This is a genomic window from Streptomyces sp. NPDC005820 (assembly GCF_040630255.1).
Classification (GTDB): Bacteria; Actinomycetota; Actinomycetes; order Streptomycetales; family Streptomycetaceae; genus Streptomyces.
Map to the genome: position 1 here is coordinate 69,410 of NZ_JBEXXE010000050.1, position 21,980 is coordinate 91,389.

General features: G+C 71.8%; 14 protein-coding genes. 8 read left to right on the top strand and 6 right to left on the bottom strand.

Going from position 1 to position 21,980, the window contains the following annotated elements:
- The first annotated feature begins 193 nt into the window (after positions 1-193).
- The 5 genes from ABZ464_RS42500 to ABZ464_RS42520 all read left to right on the top strand — a co-directional run bounded on the left by ABZ464_RS42500 (position 194) and on the right by ABZ464_RS42520 (position 9,184).
- Positions 194-1,327: a hypothetical protein gene (locus ABZ464_RS42500; protein ID WP_359287259.1), complete on the top strand. Its 1,134-nt coding sequence runs from the start codon at positions 194-196 to the stop codon at positions 1,325-1,327.
- 160 nt (positions 1,328-1,487) lie between these two features.
- Positions 1,488-3,320 carry a stealth family protein gene (locus ABZ464_RS42505; RefSeq protein WP_359287260.1) on the top strand — a complete coding sequence of 611 codons (1,833 nt, stop codon included), beginning with the start codon at positions 1,488-1,490 and terminating at the stop codon, positions 3,318-3,320.
- On the top strand, positions 3,317-4,282 hold the full coding sequence (locus ABZ464_RS42510; protein ID WP_359287261.1) for a hypothetical protein: 966 nt from the start codon (positions 3,317-3,319) through the stop codon (positions 4,280-4,282). The genes ABZ464_RS42505 and ABZ464_RS42510 overlap by 4 nt, the downstream gene beginning before the upstream one ends.
- Before the next feature lie 8 nt (positions 4,283-4,290).
- Positions 4,291-7,161, top strand: coding sequence for a stealth conserved region 3 domain-containing protein (locus tag ABZ464_RS42515; protein ID WP_359287262.1), 2,871 nt, complete (start codon positions 4,291-4,293; stop codon positions 7,159-7,161).
- Positions 7,162-7,213: 52 nt separating this feature from the next.
- The gene (locus ABZ464_RS42520; RefSeq protein ID WP_359287263.1) at positions 7,214-9,184 is read left to right on the top strand and encodes a PIG-L family deacetylase; all 1,971 of its coding nucleotides are present in this window, start codon (positions 7,214-7,216) and stop codon (positions 9,182-9,184) included.
- Between the two features lie 91 nt (positions 9,185-9,275).
- Here the strand turns inward: ABZ464_RS42520 and ABZ464_RS42525 are convergent, their stop codons facing one another.
- The 4 genes from ABZ464_RS42525 to ABZ464_RS42540 form a co-directional block, all read right to left on the bottom strand.
- On the bottom strand, positions 9,276-11,405 hold the full coding sequence (locus tag ABZ464_RS42525) for a 3-hydroxyacyl-CoA dehydrogenase NAD-binding domain-containing protein (RefSeq protein ID WP_359287264.1): 2,130 nt from the start codon (positions 11,403-11,405) through the stop codon (positions 9,276-9,278).
- On the bottom strand, positions 11,402-12,619 hold the full coding sequence (locus ABZ464_RS42530; protein ID WP_359287265.1) for an acetyl-CoA C-acyltransferase: 1,218 nt from the start codon (positions 12,617-12,619) through the stop codon (positions 11,402-11,404). The genes ABZ464_RS42525 and ABZ464_RS42530 overlap by 4 nt, the downstream gene beginning before the upstream one ends.
- Positions 12,620-12,745: 126 nt before the next feature.
- Positions 12,746-13,774: a LacI family DNA-binding transcriptional regulator gene (locus ABZ464_RS42535; RefSeq protein WP_359287266.1), complete on the bottom strand. Its 1,029-nt coding sequence runs from the start codon at positions 13,772-13,774 to the stop codon at positions 12,746-12,748.
- Positions 13,771-16,143 carry a glycoside hydrolase family 2 protein gene (locus ABZ464_RS42540; RefSeq protein WP_359287267.1) on the bottom strand — a complete coding sequence of 791 codons (2,373 nt, stop codon included), beginning with the start codon at positions 16,141-16,143 and terminating at the stop codon, positions 13,771-13,773. The genes ABZ464_RS42535 and ABZ464_RS42540 overlap by 4 nt, the downstream gene beginning before the upstream one ends.
- A 163-nt stretch (positions 16,144-16,306) precedes the next feature.
- Between ABZ464_RS42540 and ABZ464_RS42545 the strand changes: the two genes are divergently transcribed.
- Genes ABZ464_RS42545 through ABZ464_RS42555 form a run of 3 tightly spaced genes read left to right on the top strand, consistent with a single transcriptional unit; the run spans position 16,307 to position 19,409 of the window.
- Positions 16,307-17,623 (top strand): ABC transporter substrate-binding protein, encoded by a 1,317-nt coding sequence (locus ABZ464_RS42545; protein WP_359287268.1) that lies wholly within the window; start codon positions 16,307-16,309, stop codon positions 17,621-17,623.
- Entirely contained in the window at positions 17,623-18,582 is a 960-nt protein-coding gene (locus ABZ464_RS42550; RefSeq protein ID WP_359287269.1) for a sugar ABC transporter permease, read from the top strand. The genes ABZ464_RS42545 and ABZ464_RS42550 overlap by 1 nt, the downstream gene beginning before the upstream one ends.
- Complete coding sequence (locus ABZ464_RS42555; protein WP_359287270.1) at positions 18,579-19,409, top strand: carbohydrate ABC transporter permease; 831 nt, start codon at positions 18,579-18,581, stop codon at positions 19,407-19,409. Before ABZ464_RS42550 ends, ABZ464_RS42555 begins: the two co-directional genes overlap by 4 nt.
- 116 nt (positions 19,410-19,525) lie before the next feature.
- On the opposite strand, the gene ABZ464_RS42560 is transcribed toward ABZ464_RS42555, so the two are convergent.
- Positions 19,526-20,824 carry a ribonuclease D gene (locus ABZ464_RS42560; RefSeq protein ID WP_359287271.1) on the bottom strand — a complete coding sequence of 433 codons (1,299 nt, stop codon included), beginning with the start codon at positions 20,822-20,824 and terminating at the stop codon, positions 19,526-19,528.
- Positions 20,825-20,978: 154 nt separating this feature from the next.
- A complete protein-coding gene (locus tag ABZ464_RS42565; RefSeq protein ID WP_285513541.1) occupies positions 20,979-21,641 on the bottom strand; it encodes a response regulator transcription factor in 663 nt (220 codons plus the stop codon).
- Positions 21,642-21,980 lie beyond the last annotated feature (339 nt).

Here is a 21,980-nt window from a genome sequence, read left to right on the forward strand (position 1 = left end):
GCGACCCCCGTCGGCCGTTGTACGACAGTGATCCACATCACGTGAAAGCCCTGGTGGGCCGGGGTGGGTGAGGCCGCTCTCCCCGTCGGGCCGTGCGGCCCGCGGCTCGGAGCAGTGTAGGGACCATGCATATGATGTGAGAATTCCGGCCATCCGTCGTTCACGGATCGGCCATGTTCGTCAGGAGGCCGTGATGCCGATGCGGGGCCGGTCCGCGCGTGCCGCGACCCGGCGCGGTTCCGCCGCGCCGGTGACCGCTGCCGCCGCCACCGTGCCGGCGCCGGCGGTGACCGGCACGGCCACGGGCACCTGGCTCACCCTCGGCAGGGACGGCCGGCTCACCGCGTACGCGCCCGCCCGCGGCGGACTGCTGCGGTGGACCGAGACCCGGCCCGGTGGCCCCGACTGGTCGGGGCCGGACCTCGTCGAGGTCCGGCACCTCACCCATCTCGCGATCGTCCAGGGGGCGGACGCCTACGTCCACTTCCTGGGCCGGCGGGAGCGCCCGCGGGGTGACGGGGCCGTCGAGGTGGACGTCGTCCACGCGATCCAGTACCAGAGCGGACGGCCCGTCACGGAGTGGCGCTCCCTCGGCAATCCGCACCCCCAGCCGGACCGGGCGCGGCACTTCGGCGCCCCGGCGGGCGCCGTGGCCTCCGACGGAACCGTGCACGTCTTCGCGCCCAACGCGGGCGGCGGGCTGATGATGCGTCGGGAGGGCAAGGGCGGCCGCTGGGAGCCCTGGGCCGATCTGCGGGGCACGGACGTGCGCGGCGGACTCACCGCGGCGGCCACGTCGGACGGCCGGATCGAGGTGTTCGCCCCGGCCGGGGGCGCCGCCCTGCACTGGTTCCAGCCCGAGCCCGCCGCCGAGCCGCAGCGCTCGCACGACGTACGGCCCGGCCCGGCGGCGGGATCGGTCGCCGCGCTGGAGACCGCGCCCGGCCGGCTCACGTACTTCTGGACCGACCCGGCCGGGGGCGGGCTGATCTGCCACCGGCGCGGCGGCTGGTCCGTCCCGCTGGGCGGCACCCCGGGCGACGGGGCCAACGCGGCGCTGCGCACCACCCTCGACGGCTACGACTGCACGGTGATCGCCCATCGCGGAGCCTCCGGCACCGTTGTGGTCGGGGTCTGCGCCACGGAGGACGAGTCCTCGGGTCTGTGGTGGTCGGACACCGGTCTGGCCTGCGCGGGCGATCCGGCCCTGGCCCACGACGGCCGCGGCCGGGTGGTGGTCGCGGCCTTCGATCCCGCAGGGACGCTGCGGGTCGCCCGGCAGATGCCCCAACCGGGCCTGGTGCTGGGGGAGTCGGCGCCGGTATGAGGCCGCCGGAAACCGATTACTCCTGGACAGCCCGTGGAACAGATGGAAACATCATGATTGATCAGTAAATGTTCGGTAATCCTTTGCTGTGCATCAGGTGAACGCAGATGCCGGTCTTGTGGTCGAGCCGGCTTCGGACGTGGAAAGTGCGGAAGTACAGGTGAGCCTCAACAACCCCGAGGCGAGCGCGCTCGTGTCGACATATCGATCTTTGGTGCCGCTGGGGGCGCGGCGCCGGATCGTGCGACGAGTCCCCCACCCGCTGCGTTCCTCGGTGAAGCGCTCCCTGGCCTCCGCCGACGCCGTCCGCTCCGCCGTCGTCGTCCGGGCGCTCGGCGGACAGGGCCGGGGCGGCCCGCGGGCCGGCGATCGGATCCGGGTCGTCCGGGTGGCCGGGAAGCACGTCCGTGCCGTGGAGGTCCCCGGGGCCACCGCGTGGGCCGCCCGGGCCCGCAATCTGCACGTCCTCGTCTCCGTGCTGGAGGAGGCGGGCATCGACTACTTCTGTGTGCGCGGTCAGTCCTCGCTCACCCCGAGCGTCGCCGTGCCCGCCCGGCAGCGGGCCGAACTGGAGGCGCTGCTGCGGGTCGTCAGCGAGGAGGGCGCCGGATACGCCGGTGCCGTCCCGGCCGGGCCGATGCGCCCCGGCGGCGCCGTCGCCACCTGGCGCGCCCTGCGCGGTCAGAGCGTGGTGCGCGTGGCGTGGATCGTCTGCGACCCCAGCGGCAACCTGGTCTTCGGCCGGGAGTCCGGCTGCGACATCGAGTTCTGGGCGGAGCAGGACGGCCGGCTGGTCGCGCCGCGCCCCAACCGGGTGATGACCGAGGTGTCGGTGGACGCGGGCCGCTGCTGGGCCGAACAGAAACGTTTCAGTGCCGTACCGGCCGTGTACTCCACCGGACACGCCCGTACCCTGCCCGAGTTCGTCGCCGCCCTGCCCGAGGACCACCTCTTCCCCATCGACGTCGTCTACACCTGGGTCGACGACTCCGACCCGGTCTGGCGGGCGAACCGGGACGCGCTGCGCGGCCGGCTCACCACCGCCCCCGGCGGCGCACTGCACGAGCAGGCGGCCAACGACGCCCGCTACACCAGCCGCGACGAACTGCGCTACTCCCTGCGCTCGATCCACCAGTACGCCCCCTGGGTGCGCAACATCTTCCTCGTCACCGCCGGCCAGGTGCCGTCCTGGCTGAACACCGACTTCCCCGGCATCCGGGTGGTGGACCACCGGGAGATCTTCTCCGACCCCTACGCGCTGCCCACGTTCAACTCACACGCCATCGAGAGCCAGTTGCACCACATCCGGGACCTCTCGGAGCACTTCCTCTACCTCAACGACGACGTGTTCTTCGGCCGCCCGGTCCAGCCCGGCCACTTCTTCCACCCCAACGGACTCACCAAGTTCTTCCAGTCCAAGGCGCTGATCCCGTCCGGCCGGGCCGGCGACGAGGACCTGCCCGTCAACGCGGCCGGCCGCAACAGCCGCGGCCTGATCGCCCAGCAGTTCGGCACCGTCATCTCACAGAAGATGAAACACACCCCGCACGCCCTGCGCCGCAGCGTCCTCACCGAGATAGAGCAGATCTACGCCAAGGCCCACCGGGTGACCCAGCACTCCCGCTTCCGCTCGCCCAGCGACGTGCCCATCGCCTCCTCGCTGCACCACTACTACGCCTACCACTCGGCCCGCGCCACGGTCGGCGACATCCGCTACGTGTACGTCGACCTCGCCGACACCCTCGCCCAACGGCGCCTGGACAACCTGCTCGCCCGCCGCAACTTCGACACCTTCTGCATGAACGACACGGTCACGGCGGCCGACCCCGACGCCCAGGGCCGGATGGTGAAGAACTTCCTGGAGGCCTACTTCCCCGTGCTCAGCCCCTTCGAGAAGGACTCCGGCATCCACCTGCCGGACGACCCGCACCCCGCCCCGCAGCACCCCCGCGCCGACGAGCGCGCGACCGGACCGGGGCGCCTCGGCCGATGACCTCCAGACCCCGCACCCCCGCACCGGACCACGGCGGGGCGCCCCGGCCGCGCCGCCGGCTGCGCGCCAAGGCCGTCGCCCTGCGCGAACGCGTCATGCTCGGCCTGTTCGTCCCCCTGCGCGGGAAACGCACCGCCCGGCTGCGCTACGCCGCCATCCTCGACGGCCAGACCGTGAACCTGCACGCCCAACTGCCGCCCTCCGCCGGACAGCCCGACCGGGCCGAGATCGTGCTGCGCCGCCGCGGCCGCCGCCACCTCGCCGAAGCCCGCGTCCACACCGGCCCCGACGGCGAGGCCCTGGTCGACGCCGCGATCCTGCTGGGCGCCGAGGTCGGCGGCGTCCCCGTCGGCACCGGCCGCTGGCGCATGCGGCTGCGCGTCCGCTCCGGGCGCCGCCGGCGCACCCTGTCCCTGCTGCTCCTCGAGCCGCCGACGCCGTACGAGGGCCCCACCAAGCCCATGGAGGCCTCCCCGGTGACGGGGGAGCGGCACCGGCTCGGCCGCTCCGTGCGCGGCAGCGCCCGCCTGGTCAGCACCGGCGCGCGGGCCGCCGTGGAGGTGGCCAAGGTGCACCTGGGCCACGCCGGGGTCACCGTCGACTTCCGGGTCCTCGGTACCCGCGCCGAGGAGCCCTGGGCCGAGTTCGTCGCCTCCGGGCGCCGGATCGAACAGCCCGTCACCCCGCTCGGCGCCGGCGCCTACCGGGTCGACGTCCCGCTCGACCGGATGCCGCCGCGCGGCACCCGCCCCGAGCACTGGGACGTCGTCCTGGCCGACCGCACCGGGCTCTCCAGCCGTCTCGGCCGCCGGCTGCACGACGTCCGCAACCCCCTGCGCGTCTTCGCGATGCGCGCCCTGGCCATCACCCCCCAGGGCCACCCGCCCCTGATCGTCCAACCGCGCTACACCCCCGCAGGAAACCTCCGCATCACCTGCACGCGCATGCCCGAGGCAGGCTGACCACAGATATGAAGATCACGTTCCTGCTGACCACGGCCGACGCCGTAGGCGGTACCGAACGCGCGGTGTACAACCAGGCCTCCGAACTCGCCGCCCGGCACGACGTACGGGTGCTCAGCGTCTTCAAGAGCAAGCGCGAGCAGTTCTTCACCCCGCACGAACGGGTCCGCGTCGACTACCTCGTCGACCTCACCGCCCCCGCCCCCCGCCCGCTGCGCCCCACCGCCGTCGACGACACGGTGTGGACGGGCCTCGCCGCCCAGCCCAGCCAGATCGTCGACCGCGACTGGGAACCCGCCTTCAACCGGCTCTCCGACCTCGAACTCGGACTCGCCCTCCAGGACACGGACACCGACGTCCTGATCACCACCACCCCCGCCCTGATGGCCCTCGCCGTCCACCTGGCCCCGGCCCAGGTGATCACCGTCCACCAGGAGCACCGGGTCTCCGAACTGCGCGGCGCCAGCGGTGAGCCGCTGCGCCGGTACGCCGCCCGCCTGGACTGCCTCGCCGTGCTCAGCGAACGCACCCGGGACTGGTTCGCCGAGACCCTCGGGGACGCCGCGCCCCGGCTCGAGGTCGTGCCCAACGCCCTGCCCGGCGGCTTCCGGCCGCGCTCCACTCTGCAGACCCGCACGGTGGTCATCGCCGGCCGGCTGGTCGCCGAGAAGCAGATCGACCACGCCGTCACCGCCTGGGCGACCGTCGCCCGGCACCACCCGGACTGGCAGCTGCGGATCTTCGGCGACGGACCGCTCAGCGGCGCCCTGCGCCGGCAGATCGACCTGCTCGGGCTGCACGACTGCGTCCAGCTCAACGGCAACTCCCGGCATCTCGCCGAGGAGTGGGCCAAGGCCAGCATCGCCACCCTCACCTCCCGCAACGAGGCCTTCGGACTCGTCCTCGCCGAGGCCCAGGCCGCCGGTGTCCCGGTGGTCTCCTACGACTCGCCCAACGGCCCGCGCGAGGTCGTCATCGACGGCGAGACCGGCATCCTCGTCCCGCCCGGCGACACCGACGCCCTCGCCTCGGCGCTGCTGCTGCTCATCCAGGACGCCGAACTGCGCGCGCGGATGGGCGCCGCGGCCCTCGCCTCGGTCAACCGCTTCTCGCCCACCGTGGTCACCGCCACCTGGGAGCGGATCCTCCACGAACTCGCCGCCGAACGCGACACCGGCCGGCGCGCCGTCGCCAAGGCCGAACGCCAGGCCCTGCACGCCTACTTCGGCGGCGCCGAGGGCATCGTGCCCGCCGCCACCCCCGCCCCCGCCACCACCGTCCGCAGCTCCGACCAGCGCGCCCTCGAACAACGCCTGCTCCAGCGGCGCGGGTTCGTCAGCGACGGCGGCCAGGTCTGCCGGCTCCTCGACTGGGAGTCCCCCTGGGACGTCGTCCAGCAGAACCTGGCCCTGGTGGCCAACGTGCTCGAAGGGGCCGACATCCCCTATCTGGTCGTACGCGACCACCTCGTACGGCACTCCGTCGCCGTGCACGCCGTGTACCGCGAGGCGGTCTTCAAGGCCCTCGCCGAGCGCCACCGCGACGACGCCGTGTACGCCGCCGTCCTCAACGAGAGCCAGAAGACGGTCGCGACGGTCCTCGCCGGACTCGTCGCCCCCTACGCCGACACCCCCTCCTCGGGCGTCCGCGTCTACCAGAACGTCGTCGCCCCCTCGCGCCTGCTGCGCCTGGGCGCCGTGTACGGCTGCACGATCTCCTTCTGGGAGAACGACCCCGAGGACCCCGCCCACCTCCAGGCGCCCGCCCGCACCCTGATCGGCGAACGGGTCCCGAACGCGGCCATGCGCCGCTCCTCCCTCACCCTGGCCGGCCGCCCCTACCCCACCATCGAAGCCTTCACCCAACGGCTGCACGGCGACGTCGACTTCCCCGTCGACGCCGTCTACACCTGGGTCGACGGCGCGGACGTGGCCTGGCTGGAGCGCAAGAACGCCGTCCTGGCCGCGCTGGGCATGGACACCGAGGACGCGGCGACCAGCGCCGCCCGCTTCCGCGACCGGGACGAACTGCGCTACTCCCTGCGCTCGATCGACATGTACGCGCCCTGGATCCGGAACATCCACCTCGTCACCGACGGGCAGGTCCCGCACTGGCTGGACACCTCGCACCCGCGCGTCCGCGTGGTCGACCACCGCGAGATCTTCGCCGACCGGGGAGCGCTGCCGACGTACAACTCGCACGCCATCGAAAGCCAGTTGCACCACATCGAGGGCCTCGCCGAGCACTTCCTGTACTTCAACGACGACGTGTTCCTCGGCCGGACCGTGCGCCCCGACCTGTTCTTCCTCGGCAACGGCCAGGCCCGGCACTTCATGTCGCCGACCTCCATACCGATGGCGCCGCCCGGCCCCGAGGACGAGTTCGCCATCAGCGCCGCGAAGAACAACCGGGCCCTGATCCAGCAGGACTTCGGGCAGACGCCCGTGCACTCCTTCCTGCACGCCCCGCACCCGCTGCGGCGCAGTGTCCTCGCCGACATCGAACAGCGTTACCAGCACGCCGTGTCGGGCACCGCCGCCAGCCAACTGCGCAGCCACGGCGATGTCTCCGTCGCCTCCTCGCTGCACCACTACGTCGGCTACCACACCCTGCGCAGCGTGCCCGGCAGCATCTCCTGCGGATTCGTCAACGTCGGCCTCGGCGAGCACGCCGCCCGGCTGAACCGGATCCTCGGCGTGCGCCCGCACGACGTGTTCTGCCTGAACGACTACCACGACGGAGACGTTCCCGAGGACGAGCAGGACGCCATCCTCGCCGCCTTCCTGCCCAGCTACTTCCCGGTCCCCAGCCAGTACGAGACCGGGTCCGTCCGCAACCAGCGCGCCCACGCCGGCTACCTGCCGGGATGGCCCCTGTGACCGCACCCGCATCCCCGTCCCCATCCCCCTCTGCGCTCGGGAGGAGCGAAGCATGACCAGCCCCGCGTCCGTACTGCAGGTCGTGGCCCACCCCGACGACGACCTGTACTTCATGAATCCGGCCGTCTTCCAGGGCCTCAAGGCCGGTGTCCGCACCACCACCGTCTACCTCACCGCCGGTGACGCGAACGGACTCAACCCCCGGCCCTGGCAGCAGGAACCCGCCGTCGAGGACCGGGCGGCCTACGGCAAGGCACGGCAGAACGGCATCAAGGCCGCGTACGCCGCCATGCTGCTCGGCGACCGCACCGCGGCGTGGAAGCCCGCCACCCTGTCCACGGCGGGCGGCGCCGTGGCGGAGGCCTACTCGCTCGCCGACGCGCCCTGGGTGACGCTGGTCTTCCTCAACATCCGCCAGCACGGCACCCCGGAGGGCCCGCCGCGCAGCCTGCACGCGCTGTGGCACGAGGAGACCGAGCGGGTCCCCACCCTCGTCGTCCCCGGCGGCCTGGTGCACGAGCCCCACGCCTACACCCGCACGGGCCTGGTGGACACCCTGGTGCAGCTGATGGACCTGGTCCGGCCCACCCTGGTGCGCACCATGGACCCCGACCCCGACCGGCTGGTCCACGACGAGAAGTTCCCCCAGCGGCACGACTTCGGCGACCTCTCCGACCACTGCGACCACACCGCGGCCGCCCTGTTCACCTGGCTGGCCCTGGACCACTACCAGGGCCCCGGCGAGAACCGCACCTTCGCGGTGGAGTCCTACCGCGGCTACGCCAACGAACGCTGGCCGCACAACCTGAGCCCGCAGGCGGTCTCCCTCAAGGAGTTCTTCCTCAACGTCTACGGCGCCGCCGACGGCTACGACAGCGGGGACCCGGCCGGCAGCGGCGACTACGCCGTCGCCCTGAACGCCCGCTCCACGGGCTGGGTGCAGAGCACCGCCCCGCGCCATCCGTCCGGCGCGCATTGGCTGCTCGCCGACCGGCGCGGCCGGCTCGCCGCGTTCGCCGTCGTCAACCAGCAGGCGGCGGTGTGGCTGGAGGCCCGGCCGGGCACCGACGAATGGCGCGGCCCCTTCTTCCTCGGCGGCGGCCCCCTCGCCCCGGGCCTCGCCGTCGGCCTCACCCCGGACGGGCGCTGGCAGGTGTTCGCCGAGCGGCTCTCCCACCTCGCCGCCGACGGCGCCCACACCCGGGAGATCGTCCTGCTCGAACAGGCCGAGCCCGACGGCGCGTTCCCGGGCTGGGTCACCCTCGGCAACCCCTCCGCCGGCGACCCGCAGCGCGACCGCCACCTCGGCGCCCCCGCCGTCACCCGCGACGGCCGGGGCCGGCTGCACCTGTTCGTGCGCAACGCCGGCCAGGGCCTGCACACCAGGATCCAGGAGACCGACGGCTCCTGGGGCGAGTGGACCGACCTGCGCGGACACGAACTCCAGGAGGGCATCGCCGCCCTCACCGCGCCCAACGGGCATGTGGAGGTGTTCGCCGCCAGCAGGGAGGGCGTCTTCCACTGGGCGCAGGGCTCCCTCGACGCGCCGCTGAGCCGGGCGCCCCGGTTCCGGCTCACCGTGCCCGCCGGGCCCGCCGCGGCCGTGGTCCAGCCGACCGGGCAGGTCATGACGGTCTACCGGCAGCCCGGCACCGGACGCCTCCTCATGGCCCAGGAGGACGCCCCCGGCGGGCGCTGGGCCCAGCCCGCGGCGTCCATCGGGGGCCGCGGCGGCTTCGGCGCGATCGCGCTGGCCGCCTCGCCGTCGCCCGAGACCGGCACCCTGGTCGTCACCCGCGGCGACCTCGGCGGGGTGGCCCACCGCTTCCTGCCGGGCGACGGGACCTGGCGGGAACTGCCCACGACCGAGCTGGGCGGCACCCTCGCCGGGGCCCCCGCGGCCGCCTTCGACGCGCTCGGCCGCGCGGTGATCGCGGTCCTCGGCGCCGACGGCCGCCTCGCCGTCGCCCGCCAACTCGCCCCGGGATCGCCCGAGTTCGGCCCGTGGACGGTCGCCGGCTGATACCGGGAGCACACACGGGAAGAGGGCCCCCGCCGTCCGGCGGGGGCCCTCATCACATCCGTACGACGCTCACATCCGTACGACGCTCACCTCACGCCGGGACGGACGCCGTCCCGGGAGCCAGGAACCGCTTCCCGTTCACCCGCTCGGAGACACCCTCGCGGTCCAGGTACGGCGTGATGCCGCCCAGGTGGAAGGGCCAGCCGGCGCCCGTGATCAGGCACAGGTCGATGTCCTGGGCCTCGGCGACGACACCCTCGTCGAGCATGAGCCCGATCTCCTGCGCCACCGCGTCCAGCACCCGCGCCCGCACCTGCTCCTCGGTGAGGACCGTGTCGCCCTGCTTCAGCAGCGCGGCGACCTCGGGGTCCAGCTCGGGCTTGCCGCTGTCGTAGACGTAGAAGCCGCGCTTGCCGGCCTCGACGACCGCCTTGAGGTTCGGGGAGACCGTGAAGCGGTCCGGGAACGCCCGGTTGAGCGTCTCCGAGACGTGCAGACCGATCGCCGGGCCGACCAGCTCGAGGAGGACCAGCGGGGACATCGGCAGGCCGAGCGGCTCCACGCCCTTCTCCGCGATCTCGACCGGGGTGCCCTCGTCGATGACGTTCTGCACCTCGCCCATGAAGCGGGTCAGGATGCGGTTCACGACGAACGCCGGGGCGTCCTTCGTCAGCACCGCCGTCTTCCTCAGCTTCTTGGCGACGGCGAACGCCGTGGCCAGTGAGGCGTCGTCGGTCTGCTCGCCGCGGACGATCTCCAGGAGCGGCAGGACCGCGACCGGGTTGAAGAAGTGGAAGCCCACGACCCGCTCGGGGTGCTGGAGCTTCGACGCCATCTCCGACACCGACAGCGAGGAGGTGTTGGTCGCGAAGATCGCGTGCGCCGGGGCGACCGCCTCGACCTCCGCGAACACCTGCTGCTTGACCCCGATCTCCTCGAACACGGCCTCGATGACGAAGTCCGCGTCCGCGAAGCCCTCGGCCTTGTCCAGGACACCGGTGACCAGGGCCTTGAGGCGGTTGGCCTTGTCCTGGTTGATCCGGCCCTTGCCGAGCAGCTTCTCGATCTCGGCGTGGACATAGCCCACGCCCTTGTCGACGCGCTCCTGGTCGATGTCCGTCAGGACGACGGGCACCTCCAGGCGGCGCAGGAACAGCAGCGCGAGCTGGCTGGCCATCAGGCCCGCGCCCACCACGCCGACCTTGGTGACCGGGCGGGCCAGGTTCTTGTCCGGGGCGCCCGCGGGACGCTTGCCGCGCTTCTGCACCAGGTTGAACGCGTAGATGCCGGCGCGCAGTTCACCGCCCATGATCAGGTCGGCGAGCGCGGTGTCCTCCGCGTCGTAGCCCTGCTGGAGGTCGCCGTTCTTGGCGGCGGCGATGATGTCGAGGGCGCGGTAGGCGGCCGGGGCCGCGCCGTGCACCTTGGAGTCGGCGACGAACCGGCCGCGCGCGACGGCCTGGTCCCAGGCCTCACCGCGGTCGACGAGCGGGCGCTCCACCGTGACGTCGCCCTTGAGGACCTGGGCGGTCCAGATCAGCGACTGCTCCAGGAAGTCCGCGCCCTCGAAGAGCGCGTCGGCGATCCCCAGGTCGAAGACCTGCTGGCCCTTGAGCTGCTTGTTCTGGTTCAGGCTGTTCTCGACGATCACCGAGACGGCCTTCTCGGCGCCGATCAGGTTCGGCAGCAGCGTGCAGCCGCCCCAGCCGGGGACCAGACCGAGGAAGACCTCGGGGAGCGAGAACGCCGGGAGCGCCTTGGAGACGGTGCGGTAGGTGCAGTGCAGACCGACCTCGACACCGCCGCCCATCGCCGCGCCGTTGTAGTACGCGAAGGTCGGGACCGCGAGGCCCGCGAGGCGCTTGAAGACCTCGTGGCCGCCCTTGCCGATGGCGAGCGCGTGGTCGTACTCCTTGAGGAGCTCGACGCCCTTGAGGTCCGCGCCGACGGCGAAGATGAACGGCTTGCCGGTGACGCCGGCACCGACGATCTCGCCGGCCGCGGCCTCCTTCTCCACCTGGTCGATCGCGGCGTCGAGGCGCGCGAGCGAGGCGGGGCCGAAGGTGGTCGGCTTGGTGTGGTCGAGGCCGTTGTCGAGGGTGATCAGGGCGAAGCGCCCGGCACCCGACGGCAGGTCGAGGTGGCGTACGTGCGCCTGGGTGACGACCTCGTCCGGGAACAGCTCGGCCGCACCCTTCAGCAGCTCAGCGGTGGTGCTCACTTGTCCCCCTCGAAGTGCGGGTTCTCCCAGATGACCGTCGCGCCCATGCCGAAGCCGACGCACATGGTGGTCAGGCCGTAGCGGACGTGCGGCTGCTCCTCGAACTGGCGGGCCAGCTGCGTCATCAGACGCACGCCCGAGGAGGCCAGCGGGTGGCCGAAGGCGATGGCGCCGCCGTACTGGTTGACGCGCTCGTCGTCGTCGGCGATGCCGTAGTGGTCGAGGAAGGCCAGCACCTGGACGGCGAAGGCCTCGTTGATCTCGAACAGACCGATGTCGGAGATGGACAGACCCGCCTGCGCGAGCGCCTTCTCGGTGGCCGGGATCGGGCCGTAGCCCATGACCTCCGGCTCGACGCCCGCGAAGGAGTACGAGACGAGGCGCATCTTGACCGGCAGGCCGTTCTCGCGGGCGAAGTCCTCGGACGCGATCAGGGAGGCGGTGGCGCCGTCGTTCAGACCGGCCGCGTTACCGGCGGTGACCCGGCCGTGGACGCGGAACGGGGTCTTCAGGCCGGAGAGGTTCTCCAGGGTGGTGCCCGGGCGCATCGGCTCGTCGGCGGTGACCAGGCCCCAGCCCGTCTCACCGGCGTCCGCGTTGGTGCGGCGCACCGATATCGGCACCAGGTCGGCCTGGATCTTGCCGTTGGCGTAGGCCTTGGCGGCCTTCTCCTGGGAGCGGACCGCGTACTCGTCCGCGCGCAGCTTGGTGATCTGCGGGTAGCGGTCGTGCAGGTTCTCCGCGGTCATGCCCATGAACAGGGCGGACTCGTCGACCAGCTTCTCGGAGACGAACCGCGGGTTCGGGTCCACGCCCTCGCCCATCGGGTGGCGGCCCATGTGCTCGACACCGCCCGCGACGGCGATGTCGTACGCGCCGAAGGCGACCGAGCCCGCGACCGTGGTGACGGCGGTCAGGGCGCCGGCGCACATCCGGTCGATGGAGTAGCCGGGGACCGACTGGGGGAGACCGGCCAGGATGCCGGCGGTGCGGCCGATGGTCAGGCCCTGGTCGCCGATCTGCGTGGTCGCGGCGATGGCGACCTCGTCGATCTTCTTGGGGTCGAGACCGGGGTTGCGGCGCAGCAGCTCCCGGATCGCCTTCACGACGAGGTCGTCGGCGCGGGTCTCGTGGTAGATGCCCTTCGGGCCCGCCTTGCCGAACGGGGTACGGACGCCGTCGACGAAGACGACGTCCCTGACGGTACGAGGCACGATGGCTCTCCTCCAGAGGGTGCGGGATGGCACTGCTGCGACACGCAAGCGCTGAGCGCGCGCTCAGGGCCCATGCTACTTATCAGTAACGTGGCTGCACAGTCCCGGAGGTCCAAGCGGCGAACGTCACACCTTCGGGGGAGCCGTCGACCCCCGGGGCGTCAGCACCGGAGTGGGCACGGGGTGCGATCCCGGACCCCCTCCCGTGATCGCCCCGAACAGCGTCCGGGCCGCCTCCGCGCCGAATCCGTGCACGTCATGGCTCATCGCGGAGAGCGTCGGATGGGTCAGCCGGCACAGCTGGGAGTCGTCCCAGGCCAGCAGGGAGACGTCCCGCGGCACGCTCAGCCCCATCTCGGCCGCCACCGCGAGCCCGGCCACCGCCATGATGTCGTTGTCGTAGACGATCGCCGTCGGCCGGTCCGGCGGGGCGGCGGTCAGCATCGAGCGGGTGGCCCGCGCCCCCGCCTCCCCGGAGTAGTCCGTGGCCACCTGCCAGGCCCCGGCCAGCCCCAGCTCGCGCGCCGCCGCGTCGAAGGCGGCCGTCCGCATCACCGTGTGCCCGAGCGCGGCGGCGCCTCCCACCCGGGCGACACGACGATGACCGAGCGCGGCGAGATAGCGCACCGCCTCCGTCACCGCCGTCGCGTCGTCCGTCCACACCGAGGTCAGGGAGCCGGTCAGCGAGGGATGCCCGACCGCCACCACCGGCAGCCCGAGCCGCTCGGCCGCCGCGACCCGGGGATCGTCGGCCCGGAAGTCCACCAGGATCGCCCCGCCGATCTGCCGCCCCCGCCACCACGACTCAAGGAGACCGGCCTCTTCCTCCACGCCTGAGACCAGCCGCAGCAGCAGCGCGCAGGCGTGCTCGGTCAGCACGCTCTCCACCCCGGAGACGAACTCCATGTAGAACGGCTCCAGGCCCAGCATCCGCGCCGGCCGGCAGATCGCCAGCCCCACCACGTCCACCCGAGAGCTCGACAGCGACCGCGCGGTCAGGTTCGGCTCCCAGCCCAGCTCCCGCGCCGCCGTGAAGATCCGCTCCCGGGTCGCCTCCGACAGCCCCGGCTTGCGGTTGAAGGCCAGCGACACCGCCCCCTTGGACACACCGGCGCGCGCGGCGACGTCCTTGATGGTGACGCGAGAGGTCGTCATCGGGAGGGCTCCAGGCAGTACAGGGCGGCACGGGCCGCGTCGGCATCGGGAGTCTCCCAGCCCGTCACACCGATCGTCACCCGCTCCCCGGGAAGCAGCGTCACCAGCCCCCGGTCGGCCCGTACGTCCGGCCCCAGCCGGTCGGCCTGGAGCAGCAGATCCCGTACGAGGGTGCGGGCCGTCACCGTGACGCTGCCCGGCGCCACGGTCACCTCGAACTCCGGCCTCGGATACGGGATTTCACGGTCGGCGACCGGAAAGTACAGCGCCCGTGGCCCTTCCGCGTCGGCCACCAGGAACTCCTTCGCCCCGGACGGCTCCAGCTCCCCGGGCACCCGCGTCACGCCCACCGCCCTTGCCCCGGCGGCCAGTTCGAGCTCCGCCGTCCCGAGCACCGCCCCGTCGACGGACATCCGCCGCAGCCGCAGCACCCCCGTCCACGGTTCGGCCGACTGGTTCACCGCCGCCGACACCAGCCCCTCGCCCCGCACCTGGAGCGTCAGCAGCCGGTCCGCGTACAGCCGCCGCAGCTCGTGGTACAGCGGCTTCTCCCGCCCGTCCCCGTCGATCGCCGCCCAGGAGGTCACCGGCCAGCAGTCGTTCAGCTGCCAGACGACCGTGCCCGCGCACACCGGCCAGTGCGACCGCCAGTGCTCGATCCCGGCGGCCACCGCCCGCGCCTGGTTGACCTGCGTCAGATAGTGCCAGCGGTCGAAGTCCCCCTCGGGCGGGGCGAAATGCCGGGCGAGCCCACGCGCCAGCTTGCCGTCGCCGTCGTCCGCCTTCTGCCGGTGCCGCATCCCGGGGGAGTCCGGGACGAGCTCCTCACCCGGCAGCGCCCGCCGCAGCGTGGCGTACGCGGGCGGCGCCTGCCAGCCGAACTCGGCGACGAACCGCGGCACTTCACTCCGGTACTCGGCGTAGTCCCGGCGGTTCCACACCTCCCAGGAATGGTGCGTGCCGTGCGCCGGGTCGTTCGGATGGTGCACCCAGGAACCCGACCAGGGGCTGCCCGCCGTGTACGGCCGCGTCGGGTCCAGCTCGGCCACCACCCGCGGCAGTACGCCCAGGTAGTACCCCTCCCCCCAGGAGTCCCCGGCGAGCCGCCCCTCCCAGCCCCAGTCCCGGAACCCCCACAGGTTCTCGTTGTTGCCGTTCCACAGCACCAGCGAGGGATGCGGCATCAGCCGTACGACGTTCTCCCGGGCCTCCGCCTCCACCTCGCCGCGCAGCGGCTGCTCCTCGGGGTAGGCCGCGCAGGCGAACGGGAAGTCCTGCCACACCAGGAGCCCGAGCTCGTCGCAGGCGTCGTAGAAGTCCTCGCTCTCGTAGATCCCGCCGCCCCACACCCGCACCAGGTCCACCCCGGCGCCGGCGGCCTGCCGCAGCCGCTCCCGGTAGCGCTCCCGGGTCACCCGGGAGGGGAAGGCGTCGTCCGGGATCCAGTTCACGCCGCGCGCGAACAGCCGCTCGCCGTTGACCACGAGAGTGAACCCGGTGCCGTGCGCATCGGGCCGCCGGTCCAGCCCGACGGTCCTAAAGCCGATCCGCCGCCGCCAGGAGTCCAGTGCCCCGCTTTCCTGATCCAACGTCAACTCGACGTCGTACAGCGGCTGTTCGCCGTATCCGCGCGGCCACCACAGCCGCGCCCCGGGCACCTCCAGCCGTACGACCGCGCTCGTGCCCTCGACCCGGGCGCGCGCCTCGGCCCCGCCCACCCGGGCCGTCACCGTCAGCCCGGCCTCGACCCGGGTCCGCTCCACCTCCACCCGCAACTCGACGACCCCGACGCCCTGTTCGACGGTCACCAGGGGCCGCACCCGGGCGATCCGCGCCGTCGACCAGCGCTCCAGCCGCACCGGCCGCCAGATCCCCGCGGTCACCAGGGTCGGCCCCCAGTCCCAGCCGAACGAGCAGGCCATCTTGCGCAGGTACTGGTAGGGCTCGGCATAGGCGGCGGGCCGCTCACCCAGCCGTCCGCGCACCGCCTCGGCCTCGGCGTACGCGGAGGCGAACCGGACCGTCAGCCGCCCGCTCGCGCCCGTCACATCGAACCGGTACGAGCGGTGCATGTTCCGCACGGACCCCAGCAGCCGCCCGTCGAGGAGTATCTCCGCGGCCGTGTCCAGCCCCTCGAAGACCAGATCGGTCTGCTCGTGCCCCGACGGCACGTCTGGCAGCTCCGTCTCGTACGTCCACCCGCGCCGCCCCACCCACGCGACCTCGTGTTCGCCCCGGCCGACGAACGGGTCCGGGATCACCCCGGCGGCCAGCAGATCGGTGTGCACGCACCCCGGCACCGAGGCCGCCAGCGCCTCTCCTTCGTGCCGCAGGATCCATCCGTCGGTGAGCGGTGAGGCCTCCAGCATGCGCACTCCCTGAACCGGTCGAGCCGAGTATTGGGTGAGTATGAGGTGCCATCTGTCCATCCTTGGCGGGAATGGGACTTTACCGGTTGAGGAAAGCGCTGTCAGAGTGCCGAATCAGCCAACCCGCAGGTGCTCGTCCGTCCCCCGAACGGAGCTGATGCACATGAACCGCCGTACAGTCCTGGTCGCCGCCGTGGGAGCCGCGCTGCTCGTCCTGCCCGCCTGCACCGCCACCGGCGGCACGTCGAAGGGGGCCGACGCCAAGGCCGCCGACGACCCGTCGAAGGTCACCGGAGCCATCACGGTCCTCACCCAGCGGACCGACCTCGTGCAGGACGGCACGATGAAGAAGTACGCGGCCGAGTTCAACAAGACGTATCCCAAGGTGAAGGTCGAGTTCCAGGCCCTCACCAACTACGAGGCCGAAGTCAAGATCCGGATGAACACGGAGAACTACGGGGACGTCCTGATGATCCCCGGGGTCATCAAGAAGAGCGACTACCCGAAGTTCTTCGCCTCGCTCGGCACCGTCCGGGAGCGCAGCGAGAAGTACCGGTTCACCGACTTCACCGCCGTCGACGGCAAGGTCTACGGCCAGAGCCCCATCGGCGTGATGCCCGGGTTCGTCTACAACAAGCGGGTCTGGAAGGAGGCCGGGGTCACCGACTGGCCCACCACCCCCGCCGACTTCCTCGCCGACCTGAAGGCGATCAAGGCGAAGACGGACGCCGTCCCCTACTACACCAACTTCGCCGCGGGCTGGACGCTCACCTCCTGGACCTTCGTCAGAGGCTCGGTCCACTGCGACCCGCAGGCCACCACGAAACTGGCCGAGGGCGACCCCTGGGCCGAGGGCGCCGATCTGCGCGTCGGCGACACACTCCTGTACGACATCGTCCACGAGGGCCTCGCCGAGAAGGACCCCACCACCTCCAACTGGGAGGCGTCCAAGCCCCGGTTGGCCAAGGGCGAGATCGCCACGCAGTGGCTCGGCACCTGGGCGATCGTCCAGTTCCAGGACGCCGCGCGGAAGGCCGGCGTCGACCCCGACGACATCGGTTTCATGCCCTTCCCGGCCCAGGTGGACGGCACGTTCTGCGCGGTGGTCGGCCCCGACTACAACCAGGCCGTCAACGTCCACTCGAAGCACAAGGAGGCCGCCCGCGCCTGGATCGACTGGTTCACCGACAAGTCCGGCTACGACAAGGACAACCTCGCCGTCTCCCCGCTGAAGGGCGCGCCCCTGCCCGAGGTGCTCAGGCCGTACGAGGACGCGGGTGTCAAGCTCATCGAACTGGACGACGGCAAGGGCGCCGAGGTCAAGCTGATCGACACCGAGTCGGAGGTCGGCATCAACACCCCCGACTACCGCCAGGACCTCGTCGACCTCGCGCGCGGCGCCCGCAAGGGCACCCTGGACGACTTCCTCGCCGGCCTCGGCAAGAAGTGGACGGACACCCGGAAGACCCTGGGGTCCTGATGACGGACACCACCGAGAAGGCTGCGGTGGGACACCCGGGGACGCGGCCGGTACGCGGGGACGCCCCCGTGCCGGCCCCGGCCCCCCGCCGGGCCCGCTTCTGGCGGCGGCTGACACCCTGGCTGTTCCTCGCCGTACCGCTCGCCCTGCTGATCGCCTTCACCTACGCGCCGATCGTCAACATGGTCGCGTACAGCTTCACCGACTGGGACGGCGTCAGCCCCGAACTGCACTACACGGGCGCCGGGAACTACACCGAACTCTTCACCCGCTCCGACCTGTTCGAGGTCTTCTTCGTCAGCTGCTACTACCTGGCCGCCTCGGCCGTGCAGATCGTCGCCGCGCTCTACTTCGCGACCGTCCTCAGCTTCGACGTCCGCTTCCGGAACTTCTTCAAGGGCGTGCTGTTCTTCCCGTACCTGATCAACGGGGTCGCGATCGGTTTCGTCTTCCTGTACTTCTTCCAGGACGGCGGCACCCTCGACTCGGTCCTCGCCCTGTTCGGGTACCACTCCGACCACGCCTGGCTGGGCGACCCGGTCTCCGCGAACACCTCCCTCGCGGGCGTCTCCGTCTGGCGCTACCTGGGCCTGAACTTCGTGCTGTTCCTGGGCGCGATCCAGTCCGTCCCGGGCGAGCTGTACGAGGCGTCCGAGCTGGACGGCGCCAACCGCTGGCACCAGTTCCGGCACATCATCCTGCCGGGCATCAAACCGGTGCTGACGCTGACCGTGATCCTCTCGGTCTCCGGCTCGCTGTCGGCCTTCGAGATCCCGTACATCATGACGGGCGGGGCGACCGGCACCGAGACCTTCGTGATCCAGACCGTGAAGCTGGCCTTCCAGTTCAACAAGACGGGCCTCGCCTCGGCCGCCGCCGTGGTGCTGCTGCTGATCATCCTGGCGGTGACCTGGCTCCAGCGCCGCCTCGTCCCCGACGACAGGGTGGACCTCGTATGACCCGCCGCGCCGCAGCCCGCACCCTGGTGTACCTGTCCCTGGTCCTCGCCTCGCTGGTCGTCCTGCTGCCGCTGGGCGTGGTCGTGCTGACCTCGCTCAAGACCGACGAGGAACTGGCGGACGACAGCGGAGCCCTCACGCTCCCCGACGACCCGCTGAACCTCCACAACTACGTGACGGCGTTCCAGGACGGCCGGATGCTGTCGGCCTTCGGGCACACCGCGTTCATCCTGCTGTTCTCGATCGGCGGGACCGTCCTCATCGGCTCCATGACGGCGTACGCCATCGACCGCTTCACGTTCCGCTTCCGCAAGCTGGTGGTGGCCCTGTTCCTGCTGGCCGCCCTGGTCCCCGGGGTCACCACCCAGGTGGCGACCTTCCAGATCGTCAACGGCTTCGGCATGTTCGACACGCTCTGGGCGCCCATCGCCCTCTACATGGGCACGGACATCGTCTCGATCTACATCTTCCTGCAGTTCGTCCGCTCGATCCCGATCTCGCTGGACGAGTCGGCCCGCCTGGACGGCGCGAACGCCTTCACCGTCTACCGGAAAATCATCTTCCCGCTGCTGAAGCCGGCGATCGCGACGGTCGTGATCGTGAAGGGGATCACCGTCTACAACGACTTCTACATCCCGTTCCTCTACATGCCCTCACAAGATCTTGGCGTGATCTCGACGTCCCTGTTCCGCTTCAAGGGCCCCTTCGGCGCCCACTGGGAAACGATCTCGGCAGGAGCGGTCCTGGTCATCCTGCCGACCCTGATCGTCTTCCTGGCCCTGCAGAAGTACATCTACAACGGCTTCATGAAAGGAGCGACCAGATGACCGGCCTTCAGGGGCGCGGGGCTGTTTCGATATGCGGCTCCGCCGCGTGGGCGCGCTCCACCAGGAACGACCCGCAGCCGCCGTACGACCGAAGGCCCCACGGCGACTGGGCGCGCTCAAGTGGTCAGTGCCTTGACCAGTACGGGTGTCACCTGCTCGACCTGCCACGGCCGGGCGCCGAGCCCCGTGAGCACACCGGCGACCGACTCCCCGTCGAGGGGAACGGGCGGCTCCCAGCACACCCGCCGCACACTGTCCGGAGCGATCAAGTTCTCCTGAGGCATGTTCAGCTGCTCGGCCAACGCGGAAACAGCCGCCCGCGCCGCGGAGAGCCGCGCCGCAGCCGCCGGATCCTTGTCGGCCCACGCCCGCGGCGGCGGAGGGCCGGCGACCGGCTGCCCCGGCTGCGGCAGCTGGGACTCGCCGAGCGCCTTCGCCCGGTCGACGGCGGCCTGCCACTGCTCCAGCTGCCGCCGCCCCATCCGATGCCCGTAGCCGTTCAGCGCGGCCAGCGCGTGGACGTTGGCGGGGAGGGCGAGCGCGGCCTCCACGATCGCCGCGTCGGAGAGCACCTTGCCCGGCGAGACGTCCCGCCGCTGGGCGATCCGGTCCCGGGTCTGCCACAGCTCCCGGACCACGCCGAGCTGCCGCCGCCGACGCACCTTGTGCATACCGGACGTGCGGCGCCAGGGGTCCTTGCGGGGCTCGGGCGGGGGAGCGGAGGCGATCGCGTCGAACTCCTGGTGGGCCCATTCCAGCTTGCCCTGCCGGTCCAGCTCCTTCTCCAGCGCGTCGCGCAGGTCGACGAGGAGCTCCACGTCCAGGGCGGCGTACCGCAGCCAGGGCTCGGGGAGCGGACGGGTGGACCAGTCGACCGCGGAGTGGCCCTTCTCGAGGACGAAACCGAGCACGCTCTCGACCATCGCGCCGAGGCCGACACGGGGGAAACCGGCGAGGCGCCCGGCCAGCTCGGTGTCGAACAGCCGGGTAGGCACAAGGCCTATCTCACGCAGACAGGGCAGGTCCTGGGTGGCGGCGTGCAGCACCCACTCGACGTCGGAGAGTGCCTCGCCGAGCCCCGACAGGTCCGGGCAGGCGACGGGGTCGATCAGTGCGCTGCCGGCGCCCTCGCGGCGCAGCTGCACCAGATAGGCGCGCTGTCCGTAGCGGTAACCGGAGGCGCGCTCGGCGTCGACGGCGACGGGGCCGGTGCCGGCGGCGAAGGCGGCGGTCGTCGCGGCGAGGGAGGCCTCGTCGGCGATCACCGGCGGGATGCCCTCGCGGGGTTCGAGGAGGGGGGTCGGCTGAGGTGTGGGCGCCCCGGAAACAGAAGCAGTAGATCCGCCGTCGTCCGGAGGGGCGCCTCCGGTGGTTCGCAGTGAACTGGCTGCTGCGGTTTCTTGGGCGTCGGTCACCTGTCAAGGGTATCCGTGTGTGGACGGGACCCGCCGACGGAACGTTCCGTCGACGGGCGCCCCAGGGTCGTAAACCAGTCAGCGTACGGCCATACGGGTGCGCTGATCGGCAGGGACCGCGAGGGGCGGCCCCTTGGGCGCGTGGGTGGGTGTGTCAGTGGATGATGCCGGTCCGCAGGGCCACCGCGACCATCCCGGCGCGGTCGCCCGTGCCGAGCTTGCGGGCGATCCGGGCGAGGTGGCTCTTGACGGTCAGCGCGGACAGTCCCATCGAGACGCCGATCGCCTTGTTCGACTGGCCTTCGGCGACCAGGCGCAGCACCTCGACCTCGCGGCCGGAGAGCTCGCGGTAGCCGCCCGGGTGGCTCGGGGCACCCGGGGGGCGGCGGTGCATCCGGGCGGCCGCTGATCCGATGGGGGCGGCACCGGGCCGGGTGGGGAGCCCGACGTTGGTGCGGGTGCCGGTGACGACATAGCCCTTGACACCGCCCGCGAGGGCGTTGCGCACGGCGCCGATGTCGTCGGCGGCGGACAGGGCGAGCCCGTTGGGCCAGCCCGCGGCGCGGGTCTCCGACAGCAGGGTGAGACCGGAGCCGTCGGGGAGGTGGACGTCGGCGACGCAGATGTCCCGGGGGTTGCCGACGCGGGGACGAGCCTCCGCGATGGACGAGGCCTCGATGACGTCGCGCACACCGAGCGCCCACAGATGGCGGGTGACGGTGGAACGCACGCGCGGGTCGGCCACGACCACCATCGCGGTGGGCTTGTTCGGGCGGTAGGCGACCAGGCTTGCGGGCTGCTCGAGAAGAACGGACACCAGGCCTCCTGGGTGGGGGACGGAGCCGGTTCGGGGGCTTGTGGGGAGAGGGCGGCCCGGACGAACCGTGCTTTCAAGGTCACAGTCGTCTTCGGCAGCGGGCCCGGGGTCCTTTAGAAAATGATCACGATCTAGTGAGTAACAATACGTGCAATTCGGACACGCGATCGATCATCCGAAGATCGAATCGGTTTGGGTGGATGCGGTCCGGGATCGAAAGTGGCCGTATCGACAAAGAGATGGTCAATCAGGACGGCCAAATGGGTCGGTCGCCGTTTCCGGCGACCGACCTAAGCATGGCCGCCGCATACAGCAGCCGCACTCGGGGGCGTGAATTCG